The organism is Agrococcus pavilionensis RW1, from assembly GCF_000400485.1.
Classification (GTDB): Bacteria; Actinomycetota; Actinomycetes; order Actinomycetales; family Microbacteriaceae; genus Agrococcus; species Agrococcus pavilionensis.
On record NZ_ASHR01000014.1, the window covers coordinates 129,760 to 146,476 of the forward strand.

Below are 16,717 nucleotides of genomic sequence, written 5' to 3' on the forward strand. Positions count from 1 at the left end.
GTGGTCTCCGGATCTCGTGCTTAGAGGTCTGCGCAGAACGACGGCAGCAGCGAGGGGTCTGCGGTCGGCGGGCAGGGGTCGAACGTGAAGGTGATGAGCGTGCCCAGCAGGATGAGGATCGCTGCCGCGACCGCGATCGCGCCGAGCGCGATCTGGCGGATGCGCGGCTTGTGCACGTAGTCGTTCACGATCGTGCGCATGCCGTTCGAGCCGTGCAGGATCGCGAGCCACAGCATCGTCACGTCCCACCAGCGCCAGAACGGGTCGGCGAGCTTGCCGCCCACGAAGCCGAAGTCGATGGCGCTGATGCCGCCCGGCGTCCAGATGAGGTTGTAGGCGAGGTGGCCGAAGATGAGCACGACCAGCACGACGCCCGAGGCGCGCATGAAGATCCAGCCGGCCTTCTCGAAGCTCGGGCCGCGCTTCGAGCGCGCGGGGTAGGCGTAGTTCGGGTTCTCGATCGTGGTGCTCATCACTCGGCCCCCTCCATCGGCGAGAAGACGTTGATGAGGTGGTTCGGCACGAAGTAGGCCATCAGCACGACGACGACCCCCATCACGATCCAGAAGAGCGGGCGCTGGTTGCGCGTGGCCCACGGCCACACGTCGACGAGGATGATCCGCAGGCCGTTGAGCGCGTGCAGCACGACGGCGCCGACGAGCACGACCTCGCCGAGCCCCATGATGGGGTTCTTGTAGGTCGCCATGACGGCGTTGTACGCCTCGGGGCTCACCCGGATGAGTGCCGTGTCGAGCACGTGCACCAGCAGGAAGAAGTAGATCGCCACACCGGTGATGCGGTGCAGCACCCACGACCACATGCCCTCGTTGCCGCGATACAGCGTGCCGCTGAACGAGGTCTTCCGGGGCGAGGGGTCGGGGAGGGTGAGGCTGCTCGATGTCTCAGACACGCGCGTTCCCTCCAAGGATTGACCGGGCTAGTGCGTCCATCCTATGCCCGCGGCGCGAGCTGGTCGGGTCCGCTCGCGAACCGGGCCGTCGTCGCGCGCGCTCTGGGCGAACGGCGGCGGGGCGGCGCGGGCTACGCGTCCACGAGCCCGTCGGCGCCGCGCAGCGCGCGCTGCGCCGCCGCCTCGTAGTGGCGCTGCAGCTCGTCGCACACCGCGCCCCACGACCGGCCGAGCACGCGCCGCCGGCCGGCCTCGCCCATCCGCGACCGCATCGCCGGGTCGAGGGCGAGCGCCGAGACGGCGCGGCGGAGCTCGGATGCGTCGTCGGGCTCGAAGAGGAAGCCGGTCGTGCCGTGCTCCACGAGGTCGATCGGCCCGCCCGCGCGGGGCGCGACGACGGGCAGCCCGCTCGCGGCGGCCTCCTGCAGGGTCTGCCCGAACGTCTCCTCCGCGCCCGTGTGGACGAACGCATCCATCGCCGCGTACGCGGCCCGCAGCGACGTGCCCTGCAGCTGGCCGAGGAACACGGGCGCGAGGTCGGCGAGCTGCCGGCGGGTGTCGGCCATGCCGGGTCCGTCGCCGACGATCGCGAGCCGGATGCCGTCGAGGCCCTCGAGCGCTCGCAGCCGCTCGAGCCCCTTCTCGGGCGCGACGCGGCCGACGTAGCCGATGATCGCCTCGCCGTCGGGCGCGATCCGGCGGCGCAGCCGAGCCGCGGCGGGGCCCTGCCGGTTGTCGGGGTGGAAGCGCTCGAGGTCGACGCCGCGCGCCCAGGGGTGCACGCGCTTGACACCGGCTCCCTCGAGGTCGGCGATCGCGGCGCTCGAGGGCGCGAGCGTGCGGTCGGCGCCGTTGTGGATGAGGCGGATGACGTGCCACGCGAAGGCGGCGCCCGCGCCGAGCCGGTTGCGGCGCGCGAACCCCGCGACGTCGGTCTGGTAGATCGCGACGCTCGGCAGGCCGATGCGGGCTGCCTCGGCGATCGCCTGGCCGCCGAGCATGAAGGGGCTCGCGGCGTGCAGTACGTCGGGCTGGAAGCGCGCGAGCAGCGCCGCGACCTGCGGGCTCGGGAGCCCGACGGGGAACTGCCGGTACGCGACCGAGGGCACCTCGTGCACCGGCACGCCGCGGTAGTGGAGCGGCGCGCCGCAGCGCGGCGCGATGACGATCGCCTCGCGGCCGGTGTCGACGAGGTGGTCGAGCACCCGGCACACCGACGTCGTCACGCCGTTGACGGTGGGGAGGAAGCTCTCCGTCACGATGGCCACCCGCTCGATGCGCACGACGCCAACGGTAGGGCGGATGCGTGGCGGCGTCACGAGGGCTCGGTGAACGGCGGGTGAAATGCTCGCCCGGCGCGGAGCGGCCTAGAGTCGTCGGCATGCCCGCCCTCGACGACTTCTGCAGCATCATCCCCGCCGGCGGCGTCGGTTCGCGGCTGTGGCCGCTCTCCCGCGCGGACGCCCCGAAGTTCCTGCACGACCTCACCGGCAGCGGCAAGACGCTCCTGCGCGCGACCTTCGACCGGCTGCAGCCGCTCGCGGGCCCCGGCCGCACGATCGTCGTGACCGGGCGCGCGCACCGCGCGGCGGTCGAGGCGCAGATCCCCGAGCTCGACGACGCGAGCATCGTGCTCGAGGCCGAGCCGCGCGACTCGACCGTCGCGATCGCGCTCGCCGCGGCGATCCTGCGCCGCCGCGAGCCCGACGTCATCGTCGGCTCGTTCGCCGCCGACCACGTCATCGACGACGAGCGCTCGTTCCGGCGCGCGGTCGCCGAGGGCGTCGCGGCGGCCCGATCGGGCCGGATCGCGACGATCGGCATCACGCCGACGGAGCCGGCGATCGGCTTCGGCTACATCCGCACGAACGGCCCGGCCGAGATCGAGGGAGCCCCGAGCGCCGCGATCGTGCGCGAGTTCGTCGAGAAGCCCTCCGCCGAGCGCGCGCGGCGCTACGTCGAGAGCGGCGAGTACCTCTGGAACGCCGGTATGTTCATCGCGCGCGCCGACGTGCTGCTCGAGGAGCTCGCGCGCGAGGAGCCCGAGCTCGCGGCGCACATCGACGAGCTCGCCGAGGTGTGGGACGAGCCGGCGAAGCGCGGCCCCGCGGTCGACCGGCTGTGGCCGCAGCTCAAGAAGATCGCGATCGACTACTCGGTCGCCGAACCGGCCGCCGAGCGCGGCACCATGGTCGTCGTCCCCGGCCACTTCGACTGGGACGACGTCGGCGACTTCTCCGCCGTCGCGAAGCTCCACAACGGCGGTCGCCGCGGCCGGCTCGCGATCCTCGGCACCGCCGGCACCGTGCTCGCCGACTCGGCGAGCGGCATCGTCGTGTCGCAGTCGAACCGCATCGTGTCGGTCGTCGGCATCAAGGACGTCGTGGTCGTCGACACCCCCGACGCGCTGCTCGTCACGACGACGGCGAACGCGCAGCGCGTGAAGAAGGTCGTCGACGCCGTGCGCCTCTCGGGCAACACCGACGTGCTCTGAGCCGCCGCGGCGTCGTTCGCGCTCGACCGGGGCGGGGGCGCCCGATCGGGGCCGGCGCGCCCGGCCCGCTCGGGCGCATCCGCCCCGCTCGGCGCCGGCGAGCGAGCGCGCGCGACCGGGCGGCACCGCGCCGCCCGCGCGACGGTTACGATGGCGCCGACCCGCTCGAAGGAGACACCGTGGCCCGCTCGCTCGCCATCCCTGCGCTCGCCGCCCTGCTGCTGCTCGCCGGCTGCGCCGCGCCGCCGCCCGCCGAGACCGAGGGGCCGGGAGCCTCTGGCGACGCCGAGCAGTCGCTCGAGTGCGCGCAGATGGTCACGAACTCTGGCGGCCTCAACGACCGCTCCTTCAACGAGACGAGCTGGGCGGGCATGGAGCGCGCGGAGGCCGAGCTCGGCGTCGAGGCCAACGTGCTCGTCTCGACGACCGAGAGCGACCTCGCGCCCAACGTGCAGGCGGCGGTCGAGACCGGCTGCGGCTTCGTGCTCACCGTCGGCTTCGAGCTCGCGGCCGCGACCGCCGAGCAGGCCGAGACCAATCCCGACGTGCAGTTCGCGATCGTCGACGAGATCGTCGAGGCGCCCAACGTGCGCTCGATCGTCTTCGACACCGCGCAGGCCGCGTTCCTCGCGGGCTACGCCGCCGCCTCGGTGAGCGAGACGGGCACCGTCGCGACCTTCGGCGGCGGCAACCAGCCGCCTGTCACGCTCTTCATGGACGGCTTCGCGGCCGGCATCGACGCCTACAACGAGGCGAAGGGCACCCAGGTGCAGCTGCTCGGCTGGGACCCCGAGGCGCAGGACGGCACCTTCACGGGCGACTTCGAGAACGTCGCGAACGGCCGTTCGCTCTCGGAGGCCTTCATCGCGCAGGGCGCGGACGTCATCCTGCCCGTGGCTGGTCAGGTCGGCGAGGGCGCGCTCACCGCATCCATCGACGCGGGCGGCGCGGCGCTCGTCATCTGGGTCGACAACGACGGCTTCGAGACGCTGCCGGAGGAGTACCGCGGCATCCTGCTCACGAGCATCATGAAGAACACCGAGGATGCGGTGGTCACCGCGGTCGGGGACGCCGCCGACGGCACGATCTCCGACGAGCCCATCATCGGCACGCTCGAGAACGGCGGCGTCGACATCGCCCCGTTCCACGACCTCGACGCGCGCGTGAGCGACGAGACGAAGGCCGAGCTCGAGGCGCTCCGCGAGCAGATCATCGCTGGCGAGATCGTCGTCGAGTCGCCCTCGAGCCCCTGACGCACCCTCAGGGTTTGCAACGATTGCGTTTCGGTGGCCCGCGGCGGCGGTTGCGGGCGTCGTCGCGGCCCTATGCTCGACCATCATGCGCTCCGCCGCGTCGCGGCGAGCATCCTTTGCACTGGAGGATCCCTTGAAGTTCACCCGTTCCGCCGCGCGCGGCGGCGCCATCGCCCTCGGCGCGGCGCTCCTGCTCGCCGGCTGCGCCGCAGCACCTGACGCCCCGTCGAGCACGACGGACGCGTCGGCCGACCCCGCCGCCACCACCGACATCCAGCCCTGCATCATCTCGGACGCGGGCGGCTTCGACGACCGCTCCTTCAACCAGCTCGGCGCCGAGGGCCTCCGCGCCGCGTCGGAGACGATCGGCGTCGAGCCGATCGAGGTCGAGTCGCAGTCGGACGCCGACTACGCCGCCAACCTCACGAGCGTCATCGACGAGGGCTGCAACATGATCGTGTCGGTCGGCTTCGCGCTCTCCGAGGCGACCGCCGCGGCCGCCGAGGCGAACCCCGACCTCAGCTTCACGATCATCGACGACAACGCGATCGACCTGCCGAACGTCAAGCCGATCATCTACGACACGGCGCAGGCGGCGTTCCTCGCCGGCTACGCGGCCGCGTCGTACTCGGAGTCGGGCGTCGTCGCCACGTGGGGCGGCATGCAGTTCCCGACCGTGACGATCTTCATGGACGGCTTCGCGGCCGGCGTGGAGTACTACAACGAGCAGAAGGGCGAGGACGTCCAGGTGCTCGGCTGGGACGTCGAGGCGCAGACCGGCTCGTTCACGGGTGGCTTCGAGGCCGGCCCGACGGCGCAGCAGATGGCCGACACCTTCATCCAGCAGGGCGCCGACGTGCTCCTGCCGGTCGGTGGCCCGATCTTCCTCTCGGCCGCCGAGGCGATCCGCGACGCGGGCGCCGACTCGGGCATCGCGATGATCGGCGTCGACGCCGACCTCTACGAGACCTCGCCCGACTACGCCGACCTCTTCCTGACGTCGATCATGAAGGGCATGTCGGAGGGCGTCCAGACGGTGGTCGAGGAGGCCGCCGCGGGCAACTTCAGCAACGAGCCGTACGTCGGCACGCTCGAGAACGAGGGCGTGAGCATCGCTCCGTTCCACGACTTCGAGGGCTCGGTCGACCCCGAGCTGCAGGCAGAGCTCGACGAGATCGAGGCGGCGATCATCGCCGGCGAGATCGAGGTCGGCTCGCCCTCGAGCCCGGAGTAACCAGGCACAGCGCGCGTGGGGGTCGGCGCAAGCCGGCCCCCACGCGCGTGCGCGGCCCCGCGGACCGCGCGCCCCCGATACATTCATCAGTCGTCGCCGTCGTCGTCGAAGGAAGGCACATGACCGTCGAGCCAACTCCCCTCGGGGCACCCACCCTCGAGCTGCGCGGCATCACCAAGCGCTTCGGCGCGCTGACCGCGAACGACCACATCGACCTCGAGGTCCGGGCGGGCGAGATCCACTGCCTGCTCGGCGAGAACGGCGCCGGCAAGTCGACGCTCATGAACGTCCTCTACGGCCTCTACCGCGCCGAGGAGGGCGAGATCCTGCTCGACGGCGAGCCGCAGTCGTTCGCCGGCCCCGGCGACGCGATGCGCGCCGGCATCGGCATGGTGCACCAGCACTTCATGCTCATCCCCGTCTTCACCGTCGCCGAGAACGTGCTGCTCGGCCACGAGCGCGAGCTCGGCGGGCTGAGCGGCGCGCGCCAGAAGGTGCGCGAGATCTCGCAGCGCTTCGGCTTCCACGTCGACCCCGACGCGCGCATCGAGGACCTCCCCGTCGGCGTGCAGCAGCGGGTCGAGATCATCAAGGCGCTCTCGCAGGACGCGAAGGTGCTCGTGTTCGACGAGCCGACCGCCGTGCTGACGCCGCAGGAGACCGACGAGCTCATGGCGATCATGCAGCAGCTGCGCGACGAGGGCACCGCGATCGTCTTCATCACCCACAAGCTGCGCGAGGTGCGCGCGATCGCCGACCGCATCACCGTCATCCGGCTCGGCAAGGTCGTCGGCCAGGCGAGCCCCGAGTCGTCGACGACCGAGCTCGCGTCGATGATGGTCGGCCGCGCCGTCGAGCTGACGGTGCAGAAGAACCCGCCGGTGCTCACCGACAACGCGCTCGTCGTGTCGAACCTGACGGTGCTGGATGCGCTGGGCCAGAAGGTCGTCAACGACGTTTCGTTCACGGTACGCGGCGGCGAGGTGCTCTGCATCGCCGGCGTCCAGGGCAACGGCCAGACCGAGCTCACCGAGGCCATCCTCGGCCTGCAGCACCGCGTGACCGGCTCGATCGACCTCAACGGCAACGAGCTCATCGGCGACTCCGTGCGCGAGGTGCTCGACGCGGGCGTCGGCTTCGTGCCCGAGGACCGCAAGGTCGACGGGCTCGTCGGCGACTTCTCGATCGCCGAGAACCTCATGCTCGACCGCTACAGCGGCGCGCCGTTCGTGCGCGCCGGCACCGTCGACCGCGAGGAGCGCGACCGCTTCGCGGCCGAGAAGCTCGAGTCCTTCGACATCCGCGCGCAGGGCATCGAGACGCCCGTCGGCACGCTCTCGGGCGGCAACCAGCAGAAGGTCGTGCTCGCGCGCGAGCTCGGCCGCCCACTCGCCCTCTTCGTCGCCTCGCAGCCCACGCGCGGCCTCGACGTCGGCTCGATCGAGTTCGTGCACAGCCAGATCATCGCGACCCGCGACGCGGGCATCCCCGTCATCGTCGTCTCGACCGAGCTCGACGAGGTCGTCGGCCTCGCCGACCGCATCGCGGTCATGTACCGCGGCGGCATCGTCGGCATCGTGCCGGCCGACACGAGCCGCGACACGCTCGGCCTCATGATGGCCGGCGAGCGCGTCGCCGGCGCCCCGAACCCCGAGCCCTCGAAGGGAGCCGTAGCGTGAACGAGACGCCGCGCGACGCCGACGACCCGATCGAGCCCCACGCCCCGCAGCGACCGGGCGGCTCGCCCGACTCCGGCGCGGCCCCCACGGCCGTCCACGCGCCGGCCGAGGCGGAGGTGCAGGTCGCGGCACCCGTCGCCCCGACCGACGACCGCACCGCCGACGTCGACGACCCGTGGGGGAGCGCCTTCCGTCGCATCATGGGCGGCAACCTCGTGATGGCGGTGCTCGCGATCCTCACCTCGCTCGTCGTCGGCGGCATCCTCATCGCCGCGACCGACGAGCGCGTGCAGGAGACGGCCGGCTACTTCTTCGCCCGTCCCGGCGACATGCTCTCGGCGGTCTGGACCGCGGTCTCGGGCGCCTACCTCGCCCTCTTCCAGGGCGCGGTGCTCAACTTCGCAGCTGCCGATCGCGGCTTCATCTACCTCATCAAGCCGCTCACCGACACGCTGAACTTCGCCACCCCGCTCATCGCCGCGGGCCTCGGCGTCGCGCTCGCGTTCCGGGTCGGCCTGTTCAACATCGGCGGCCGCGGGCAGATGCTGTGGGCCGCCGCGGCCTCCGCGTGGGTCGGCTTCGCCTTCCAGATGCCGCCGATCCTGCACGTCATCGTCGCGATCCTCGTCGGCATCGCCGCCGGCGCGATCTGGGCGGGCATCGCCGGCGCGCTCAAGGCGTACACGGGCGCGCACGAGGTGATCTCGACGATCATGCTCAACTTCGTCGCGTTCTGGTTCATCACCTGGATGTTGCGCACGCCCGGCCTGCTGCAGAACCCCGGCGGCAACAACCCCATCTCGCCGCCCATGCCCGAGACGGCCATCCTGCCGTCGATCTTCGGCCCGCCGTTCGTGCTGCACTGGGGCTTCCTGCTCTCGGTGCTCGCGGTGATCGTCTGCGCGTGGCTCATCAACCGGTCGAACCTGGGCTTCCAGTTCCGCGCGGTCGGCTACAACGCATCCGCCGCCCTCAACGCCGGCATGAACGTCAAGCGCCTCACGGTCTACGCGATGCTCCTCTCGGGCGCCTTCATGGGCCTCGCGGGCGCGCAGCAGGTGACGGGCGCCGTGACGACCGGCTTCACCGCCGGCATCGACGCGGGCATCGGCTTCGACGCCATCACGGTCGCGCTGCTCGGCGGCTCGACGCCGTGGGGCACCTTCTTCGCCGGCCTGCTCTTCGGCGCCTTCAAGGCGGGCGGCTTCCGCATGCAGGCCGCCGAGGGCGTGCCCGTCGACATCATCCTCGTCGTCCAGTCCTTCATCGTGCTGTTCATCGCCGCGCCGCCGCTCGTGCGCGCGATGTTCGGCCTGCCGCAGCCCGGCAGGAAGTCGCGCCGCCAGCGCCGCGACGAGGCCGCGCTCGCCGCGATGACCCAGCAGAAGGGAGCGCAGTCGTGACGACGCAGCAGCCCACCGCCGCGCAGCCGCACGCCGAGACGACGCAGCAGCCCACCGCCGCGCAGCCGCACGCCGAGACGATCGAGCTCGAGCGCGCGGTCGTCAAGCACTGGAAGGCACCGGTCTCGTACGCGGTGCTCACGCTCGTCGCGCTCGTGCTGTTCGTCGTCGCCTCGCGCGACGGCTCGACGACGCTGCGGCTCGCCTCCGTCGGCGACTTCGTCGCCCTCCCGGATGCGGTGCTCCCGGTGCGCGCGACCGGCATCGTCGTCGTCGTGCTCCTCGCCGCCCTCACGGCGGTCTCGACCTGGCTCGTCGCGACGGTGCGGAAGCAGGGCTTCTGGCTGCCGCTCGCGTTCGGCGTGCTCTTCGTCGTCGCGTTCCTCGTCTGGGCCGGCGCCGACAAGATGATCCCGATCCCCGGCCTGCTGTTCGCGACCGTGGGCCTCTCGGTGCCGCTCATCTTCGGCGCGATGGGCGGCGTCATCTCCGAGCGCGCGGGCGTCGTGAACATCGCGATCGAGGCGCAGCTGCTCTCCGGCGCGTTCAGCGGCGCGGTGATCGCCTCGTCGACCGGCAGCGCCGTGCTCGGCATCCTCGGCGCGATGCTCGCGGGCGTGCTCGTCTCGATGGTGCTCGCGGTCTTCGCGATCCGCTACTTCGTCGAGCAGGTCATCGTCGGCGTCGTGCTCAACGTGCTCGTCGTGGGCCTGACGAACTTCCTCTACTCCTCGGTGCTCACCGCGAACCCCGCGCTCAACTCCCCCGACCGGCTCCCGCGCATCCCCATCCCCGGGATCGAGACGATCCCGATCATCGGCCCGGCGCTGTTCGAGCACACGGTCATCGTCTACGCGATGTTCATCATCGTGCCGGTCATCGCGTGGGGCCTGTTCAAGACCACGTGGGGCCTGCGGCTGCGCGCGATCGGCGAGCACCCGCTCGCCGCCGACACCGTCGGCATCAAGGTCAACCGGCTGCGCTTCTGGAACGTCGCGCTCGCCGGCGCCGTCGCGGGCCTCGGCGGCGCCTACTTCACGCTCGACACGACCGGCGCCTTCAACCGCGAGATGACGGCGGGCCTCGGCTACATCGCGCTCGCGGCCGTCATCTTCGGCCAGTGGCACCCGCTCAAGGCGACGGCGGCGGCGCTGCTGTTCGGCTTCGCCTCGGCGCTGCAGCAGACGCTCGGCGCGATCGGCTCGCCGGTGCCGAGCGAGTTCATGCTCATGCTCCCGTACGTCATCACGCTGCTCGCGGTCGCCGGCTTCATCGGCCAGTCGCGAGCGCCGGCGGCGAGCGGCAAGCCGTACATCAAGCAGTAGGCGGCCATGGCTGAGATCGACTGGCAAGCGCTGCACGACGCGGCGGTCGCGGCGACGGAGCGGGCCTACGTGCCCTACTCGAGGTTCCCGGTGGGCGCCGCGGCGCTCGTCGACGACGGCCGCATCGTCGCGGGCGCGAACATCGAGAACGCCGCCTACGGCGTCACGCTGTGCGCCGAGTGCTCGCTCGTGAGCGCGATGGTCATGGGCGGCGGCGGGCGCATCGTCGCGTTCGCGTGCGTCAACGGCGCAGGCGAGCGGCTCATGCCGTGCGGCCGCTGCCGCCAGCTGCTCTTCGAGCACGCGGCGCCGGGCATGCTGCTCGACACCGTGAGCGGCATCCGCACGATGGCCGAGGTGCTGCCGGATGCGTTCGGCCCGGCACAGCTCGACGAGTACGCAGAGCACGAGGAGAGGGAGCACCGTGGCTGAGGCCTTCGACGCCGTCGACATCATCCGCACGAAGCGCGACGGGGGAGCGCTCTCGACCGCGCAGATCGACTGGCTCATCGACGCCTACACGCGCGGCTACGTCGACGACCCGCAGATGGCGGCGCTCACGATGGCGATCCTGCTCAACGGCATGGAGCGCCGCGAGATCCACGACCTCACGACCGCGATGATCGCCTCCGGCGAGCGCATGGACTTCTCGGCGCTCGACAAGCCGACGGTCGACAAGCACTCCACGGGCGGCGTCGGCGACAAGATCACGCTCCCGCTCATGCCGCTCGTCGCCGCGTTCGGCGTCGCGGTGCCGCAGCTGTCGGGCCGCGGCCTCGGGCACACGGGCGGCACGCTCGACAAGCTCGAGTCGATCCCCGGCTGGCGCGCCGACCTGTCGAACGACGAGATGCTCGAGCAGCTCCGCACCGTCGGCGGCGTGATCTGCGCGGCCGGCTCGGGCCTCGCGCCCGCCGACAAGCGGCTCTACGCGCTCCGCGACATCACCGGCACCGTCGAGGCCATCCCGCTCATCGCATCCTCGATCATGTCGAAGAAGATCGCCGAGGGCACGGGCGCACTCGTGCTCGACGTGAAGTTCGGCTCCGGCGCGTTCATGCAGGAGTTCGAGCGCGCGAAGGAGCTCGCCGAGACGATGGTCGCGCTCGGCCGCGACGCGGGCGTCGAGACGCGCGCGCTGCTGACGACGATGGACGTGCCGCTCGGCCGCGCGATCGGCAACGCGAACGAGGTGCGCGAGTCGGTCGAGGTGCTCGCGGGCGGCGGGCCCGCCGACGTCGTCGAGCTCACGGTCGCGCTCGCGCGCGAGATGCTGGATGCGGTGGGGCAGCCCGACGCGGACGTCGAGGCCGCGCTCGCCGACGGCCGCGCGATGGACGTCTGGCGCCGCTTCGTGCTCGCGCAGGATGGCGACCCCGACGCGCCGCTCCCGGTCGCGAACGAGACGCACACGGTCGTCGCCGAGCGCGACGGCGTGCTCGCGCGGCAGGAGGCGCTGCCGTTCGGCATCGCCGCGTGGCGGCTCGGCGCGGGCCGCGCCCGCGCGAGCGACCCGGTCGTGCACGCCGCCGGCATCGACCTGCACGTCAAGCCGGGCGACGCGGTGCGCGCGGGCGACCCGCTCTGGACCATCTCCGCCGACGACGAGAGCCGCATCCCGCGTGCGCTCGAGGCGCTCGAGGGGGCGTGGGAGCTCGCGGCGCCCGGCACGGTCGTCGAGGTGCCCCCGATCGTGCGCGAGCGCATCGCCTGACGCGCGCGCTCTCGGGTCGCGGGTCTTGCGCAGCCTGGCGCGGGCGGCGAGACTGGCGCCGAGGCGGCACCCAGCCGCCGTCCAGGCTCGCGCCGTGCGTCCTGCTTGGCTCGACGCATCCGCACCAGTCAGCCACCCCTGAGGAGCCAGTCGTGACCGATCCCCAGCTCAACCGCCCGAGCAGCGCGTACGTCGGCGACACCACGCAGCCCGCGGGCAGCACCTACGGCGCGTCGGAGCCGAAGACGCTCAGCGTCGTCGCGCTCGTGCTCGGGCTCGCTTCGATCTTCATCGGCGGCTCGATCCTCGTGCCGATCGCGGGCATCGTCGTCGGCGTCATGGCCCGCAAGCGCGAGCCCGCGGGCCGCACGATGGCGCTGTGGGGCATCTGGCTGAGCGTCGCGATGCTCGCGCTGTGGGCGCTACTGTGGATCGTCGCGGGCGGGCTCATCCTCGCGGCGATCGGGCTCGCCGCGTCGGGCGCTTGACGCGACCGGTGCCTCGGTCCGCGGCGGCATGCCGCGGCGCGGCCCCGGCCGATACGATCGAGGCTCAATGCACCCCGATGACGGAGGCGGAATGAGCCGGTACGAGGTCGACGGCGTCGACATCCAGACGCTGCCCAAGGTCAGCCTGCACGACCACCTCGACGGCGGACTCCGGCCGCAGACGGTGCTCGAGCTCGCCGACGAGATCGGGCTCGAGCTGCCGGCGAGCGATGCCGACGCGCTCGGCGCGTGGTTCGCCGCGCAGTCGAACTCCGGCTCGCTGCCGGAGTACCTGAAGACCTTCGACATCACGACCGCGGTCATGCAGACCGAGCACGGGCTGCACCGGGTCGCGAAGGAGTTCGTGCTCGACCTCGCCGAGGACGGCGTCGTCTACGGCGAGATCCGCTGGGCACCCGAGCAGCACCTGCAGCGCGGACTCTCGCTCGACCAGGCGGTCGAGGCGGTGCAGGCCGGCATCGAGGAGGCGATCGACCTCGTCGAGTCGCACGGCCGCGGCATCCGCGTCGGCCAGCTCATCAGCGCGATGCGGCACCTCGACCGCGCCGACGAGATCGCCGAGCTCGCGCTGCGGCACCGCGACAAGGGCGCGGTCGGCTTCGACATCGCCGGTCCCGAGGCGGGCTTCCCGCCGTCGCGGCTCGCCTCGGCGTTCGACCGGCTCGCGAGGGCGCACTTCCCGGCGACCGTGCACGCGGGCGAGGGCGACGGCCTCGCGAGCATCGAGGATGCGCTCTTCGCCGGTCGCGCGCTGCGGCTGGGGCACGGCACGCGCATCGCGGAGGACATCGAGGTCGAGCAGGAGCGTGACGACGCGATCGTCGTGCGCCTCGGCGAGCTCGCCGAGTGGGTGAAGGACCGGCAGATCCCCCTCGAGCTGAGCCCGAGCTCCAACCTGCAGACCGGCACGATCGCGCAGTGGGGCGACTCGCTCGAGGACCACCCGATCGACCTGCTGCTGCAGCTCGGCTTCGCGGTGACCGTCAACCCCGACAACCGCCTGCAATCGGGCACGACGCTCACGCGCGAGCTGGGGCTCATGGTCGAGGCGTTCGAGTGGGACCTCGACGACCTCGAGGAGGTGACGCAGAACGCGGTCGCCGGCGCCTTCTGCTCGCTCGAGGAGCGGGAGGAGCTCGCGGACGAGATCGCCGACGGCTTCGACGACCTCCGATGACGCTGCCGCTCGACGAGGCGACGTTCGCGCCCGGGGTGCACGCCGCCGACTGGCGCGCCGCAGTGCGCGCCGCGGGGGTCGACCTCGTGACCGCGCGCGCGGTCGGCCGCGCGTACGTCGAGGAGCTCGTGCAGCAGATCGAGCAGGCCGGGCCCTACTGCGTCGTCGCACCCGGCGTCGCCGTGCCGCACGCGCGGCCGAGCGCGGTCGTGCGCCGCGACGCGCTCGCGATCGTCGTGCTCGACGAGCCCGTCGCCTTCGGCCACCCGCACCACGACCCCGTGCGGGTCGTCATCGGGATGGCCGCGACGAGCCCGAAGGGCCACTTGCGGATGCTCGCGGAGCTCGCGAACGCGCTCGACGGCGAGGGTGTCGCCGATGCCATCGCGGCCGCCTCGACGCGCGACGACGCGATCGCGGCGCTGCGCCGGTAGGGAACCCCGGCCCGGGACGGGCCGGGGTTCTGGCGTCGCGCCGGAGACCCGAACGGGTCTCCGGCTTCAGCTCTCGCGCGCCAGCAGCGGCCGCACCGCCTCGGCGATCGCCGCGACGCGCTCGCGCGCCGCGCGCACGCGCGCCGCGGGCGGCCCGTCGGTCGACGTCGCGTCGATGTAGACCTTGAGCTTCGGCTCGGTGCCGCTCGGCCGCACCATGACGCGCGAGCCGTCGTCGAGCGTGAAGCGCAGGATGTCGCCGATCTCGCCGTGCTCGGGCAGCGCGAGGTCGTCGGCGGCGACGACCGCCGCGCCCGCGAGCTCGGTCGGCGGCGCCTGCCGCAGCGCCCCCATGAGCGCGGGGATGCGCGCGAGGTCGGTGACGCGCACGCTCACCTGGCCCGACTCGAACGCGCCGAACTCGGCGGCGAGCGCGAGCAGCTCCTCGGCGAGCGACGAGCCGCGCTCGTGCAGCTCGCTCGCGAGCGTGAGGATGCGCACGAGCGCCGAGATGCCGTCCTTGTCGCGCACGGTGCCCGGGTTCACGAGGTAGCCGAGCGCCTCCTCGTAGCCGTAGACGAGGCCAGGCACGCGCGAGACCCACTTGAAGCCCGTGAGCGTCTGCACGAACTCGAGCCCGTGCGCCTCGGCGATGACGCCGAGGCCGGGGGAGGAGACGATCGAGGCGGCGAGCACGCCGTGCCCGCGCGCCGCGCGCGCGGCGTCCCAGCCGAGCAGCAGGCCGACCTCGTTGCCCGTGAGCATCCGCCAGCCGGCCGGCGCCGACGCATCCGGCACCGCGACCGCGAGCCGGTCGGCGTCGGGGTCGTTCGCGAGGATGAGCTCGGCGCCCTCCGCCGTGGCGAGCGCCATCGCGAGGTCGAGCGCGCCCGGCTCCTCCGGGTTCGGGAAGTCAACGGTCGGGAACGCGCCGTCGGGCTCGGCCTGCTCGGGCACGACCGTCACCGGCGGGAAGCCCGCGGCGTCGAGCACGGCGCGCACCGTCTCGAGGCCGACGCCGTGCAGCGGCGTGTAGACGACGCGCGGGCCGCCGGCGCCCGGCATGCCCTGGTCGGGCTGGCCGATCGCAGCGGTCGCCGCGACGTACGACTCCCAGACGCCCTCGCCCGCGACCTCCGGCTCGCCGCGCGGGTACTCGGTCACGGGCACGGCGGCCGCCTCGACGATGCGGGCGGCGATCTCGGCGTCGGCGGGCGGCACGATCTGGCTGCCCTCGTCGGCGCCGCCGAGGTACACCTTGTAGCCGTTGTCGGCGGGCGGGTTGTGGCTCGCGGTCACCATGACGCCCGCGCTCGCGCCGAGGTGGCGCACGGCGAAGGCGGTGACGGGGGTCGGCAGCAGCCGCGGCAGCAGGATCGCCCGCACGCCAGCGCCAGCGAAGACCTCGGCGGCGTCCCGCGCGAAGCGCTCCGAGCCGCGCCGCCCGTCCCAGCCGATCACGACCGAGGGGTAGGGCTCCCGGTCGACGAGGTAGCGCGCGAGCCCCGCGGAGGCCTGCTGCACGACGACGGTGTTCATGCGGTTCGGCCCCGGGGCGATGCGGCCCCGCAGCCCCGCCGTGCCGAACTGCAGGCGGCCGCGGAACGCATCCGTCACCTCGGCCATCGCGGCCTCGTCGCCCGCCTCGGCGGCCGCGATCGTCGCCTCGAGCTCCGCGCGGGTCTCGGGGTCGGGGTCGGCCGCGGCCCAGGCGCGGGCGGCGTCGAGGCTCATGCTCGGGCGCCGATCGCGGCGACGACGTCGGCGAGCAGGCGCGAGATGCGGCCCTCGGCCTCGCGGCCGGCCTCGATGACCTCCTCGTGCGAGAGGGGCGTGGTCTGGATGCCCGCGGCGAGGTTCGTGATGAGGCTCAGGCCGAGCACCTCCATGCCCGCCTCGCGCGCGGCGATCGCCTCGAGCGCCGTCGACATGCCGCAGATGTGGCCACCGATCGCCTTCGCCATCTGCACCTCGGCGGGCGTCTCGTAGTGGGGCCCGCGGAACTGCACGTAGACGCCCTCGTCGAGGCTGCCGTCGACCTCGCGCGCGATGTCGCGCAGCCGCGGCGAGTAGAGGTCGGTGAGGTCGACGAACGTCGCGCCCTCGAGCGGCGAGTCGGCGGTGAGGTTGATGTGGTCGCTGATGAGCACGGGCTGGCCGGGCGTCCAGTGCGGCTTGATGCCGCCCGCGCCGTTCGTGAGCACCATGACGGATGCGCCTGCCGCGGCCGCGGTGCGGACGGAGTGGACGACGCGGCGCACCCCGTGGCCCTCGTAGTAGTGGGTGCGGGCGCCGATGACGAGCGCGCGGCGACCGTCGTCGGTCAGCACCGAGCGGATGGTGCCGACGTGGCCCTCGAGCGCGGGCTTCGAGAAGCCCGTCACCTCGGTCGCGGCGATCTCGTGGGTCGTCTCGCCGATGAGGTCGGCGGCGCGCGCCCAGCCGGAGCCGAGCGTGAGGGCGATGTCGTGCGACTCCACGCCGGTGATGCGGCGGATGTCGTCGGCGGCCTGGCGCGCGACCTCGCGCGGGTCTGCGGGGGCATCGAGGGGGTGCGTCATGGCGCCCACTCTAAGGGCGCTGCG

Annotated in this window: 16 protein-coding genes; 11 read left to right on the forward strand and 5 right to left on the reverse strand. The window is 72.8% G+C overall.

The features are described from left to right. Positions 1 to 20 precede the first annotated feature (20 nt). From L332_RS19295 to L332_RS19300, 3 genes are all read right to left on the reverse strand, one after another. Positions 21 to 473 (reverse strand): succinate dehydrogenase hydrophobic membrane anchor subunit, encoded by a 453-nt coding sequence (locus L332_RS19295; RefSeq protein WP_031223354.1) that lies wholly within the window; start codon positions 471 to 473, stop codon positions 21 to 23. Further along, complete coding sequence (sdhC, locus tag L332_RS0114880) at positions 473 to 910, reverse strand: succinate dehydrogenase, cytochrome b556 subunit (RefSeq protein ID WP_021009895.1); 438 nt, start codon at positions 908 to 910, stop codon at positions 473 to 475. Before sdhC ends, L332_RS19295 begins: the two co-directional genes overlap by 1 nt. A gap of 131 nt (positions 911 to 1,041) precedes the next feature. Then, positions 1,042 to 2,193 (reverse strand): glycosyltransferase family 4 protein, encoded by a 1,152-nt coding sequence (locus L332_RS19300; RefSeq protein ID WP_021009896.1) that lies wholly within the window; start codon positions 2,191 to 2,193, stop codon positions 1,042 to 1,044. 98 nt (positions 2,194 to 2,291) lie between these two features. Here L332_RS19300 and L332_RS19305 point away from each other — a divergent pair, with 98 nt between their 5' ends. From L332_RS19305 to L332_RS19355, 11 genes are all read left to right on the forward strand, one after another. Beyond that, positions 2,292 to 3,404 carry a mannose-1-phosphate guanylyltransferase gene (locus tag L332_RS19305; protein ID WP_021009897.1) on the forward strand — a complete coding sequence of 371 codons (1,113 nt, stop codon included), beginning with the start codon at positions 2,292 to 2,294 and terminating at the stop codon, positions 3,402 to 3,404. Positions 3,405 to 3,583: 179 nt separating this feature from the next. Continuing rightward, positions 3,584 to 4,657 (forward strand): BMP family lipoprotein, encoded by a 1,074-nt coding sequence (locus L332_RS19310; RefSeq protein WP_021009898.1) that lies wholly within the window; start codon positions 3,584 to 3,586, stop codon positions 4,655 to 4,657. 85 nt (positions 4,658 to 4,742) lie between these two features. After that, on the forward strand, positions 4,743 to 5,891 hold the full coding sequence (locus tag L332_RS19315; RefSeq protein WP_081646021.1) for a BMP family lipoprotein: 1,149 nt from the start codon (positions 4,743 to 4,745) through the stop codon (positions 5,889 to 5,891). A 119-nt stretch (positions 5,892 to 6,010) separates the two neighbouring features. Then, the gene (locus tag L332_RS19320) at positions 6,011 to 7,570 is read left to right on the forward strand and encodes an ABC transporter ATP-binding protein (RefSeq protein WP_021009900.1); all 1,560 of its coding nucleotides are present in this window, start codon (positions 6,011 to 6,013) and stop codon (positions 7,568 to 7,570) included. Further along, positions 7,567 to 8,973, forward strand: a complete 1,407-nt coding sequence (locus L332_RS19325; protein WP_021009901.1) for an ABC transporter permease — start codon at positions 7,567 to 7,569, stop codon at positions 8,971 to 8,973. The genes L332_RS19320 and L332_RS19325 overlap by 4 nt, the downstream gene beginning before the upstream one ends. After that, the gene (locus L332_RS19330; protein WP_021009902.1) at positions 8,970 to 10,298 is read left to right on the forward strand and encodes an ABC transporter permease; all 1,329 of its coding nucleotides are present in this window, start codon (positions 8,970 to 8,972) and stop codon (positions 10,296 to 10,298) included. The genes L332_RS19325 and L332_RS19330 overlap by 4 nt, the downstream gene beginning before the upstream one ends. 6 nt (positions 10,299 to 10,304) lie before the next feature. After that, positions 10,305 to 10,730 (forward strand): cytidine deaminase, encoded by a 426-nt coding sequence (locus L332_RS19335; protein WP_021009903.1) that lies wholly within the window; start codon positions 10,305 to 10,307, stop codon positions 10,728 to 10,730. Further along, on the forward strand, positions 10,723 to 12,012 hold the full coding sequence (locus L332_RS19340; RefSeq protein ID WP_021009904.1) for a thymidine phosphorylase: 1,290 nt from the start codon (positions 10,723 to 10,725) through the stop codon (positions 12,010 to 12,012). Before L332_RS19335 ends, L332_RS19340 begins: the two co-directional genes overlap by 8 nt. Positions 12,013 to 12,164: 152 nt before the next feature. Further along, positions 12,165 to 12,500, forward strand: a complete 336-nt coding sequence (locus L332_RS30295; RefSeq protein ID WP_021009905.1) for a DUF4190 domain-containing protein — start codon at positions 12,165 to 12,167, stop codon at positions 12,498 to 12,500. Between the two features lie 91 nt (positions 12,501 to 12,591). After that, positions 12,592 to 13,698, forward strand: coding sequence for an adenosine deaminase (locus tag L332_RS19350; RefSeq protein WP_021009906.1), 1,107 nt, complete (start codon positions 12,592 to 12,594; stop codon positions 13,696 to 13,698). Next, the gene (locus tag L332_RS19355; RefSeq protein ID WP_021009907.1) at positions 13,695 to 14,132 is read left to right on the forward strand and encodes a PTS sugar transporter subunit IIA; all 438 of its coding nucleotides are present in this window, start codon (positions 13,695 to 13,697) and stop codon (positions 14,130 to 14,132) included. Before L332_RS19350 ends, L332_RS19355 begins: the two co-directional genes overlap by 4 nt. Positions 14,133 to 14,198: 66 nt before the next feature. On the opposite strand, the gene L332_RS19360 is transcribed toward L332_RS19355, so the two are convergent. Both L332_RS19360 and L332_RS19365 read right to left on the reverse strand, forming a co-directional pair. Then, positions 14,199 to 15,866 carry a phospho-sugar mutase gene (locus L332_RS19360; RefSeq protein WP_021009908.1) on the reverse strand — a complete coding sequence of 556 codons (1,668 nt, stop codon included), beginning with the start codon at positions 15,864 to 15,866 and terminating at the stop codon, positions 14,199 to 14,201. Then, positions 15,863 to 16,693, reverse strand: coding sequence for a purine-nucleoside phosphorylase (locus L332_RS19365; protein WP_021009909.1), 831 nt, complete (start codon positions 16,691 to 16,693; stop codon positions 15,863 to 15,865). Before L332_RS19365 ends, L332_RS19360 begins: the two co-directional genes overlap by 4 nt. Positions 16,694 to 16,717 lie beyond the last annotated feature (24 nt).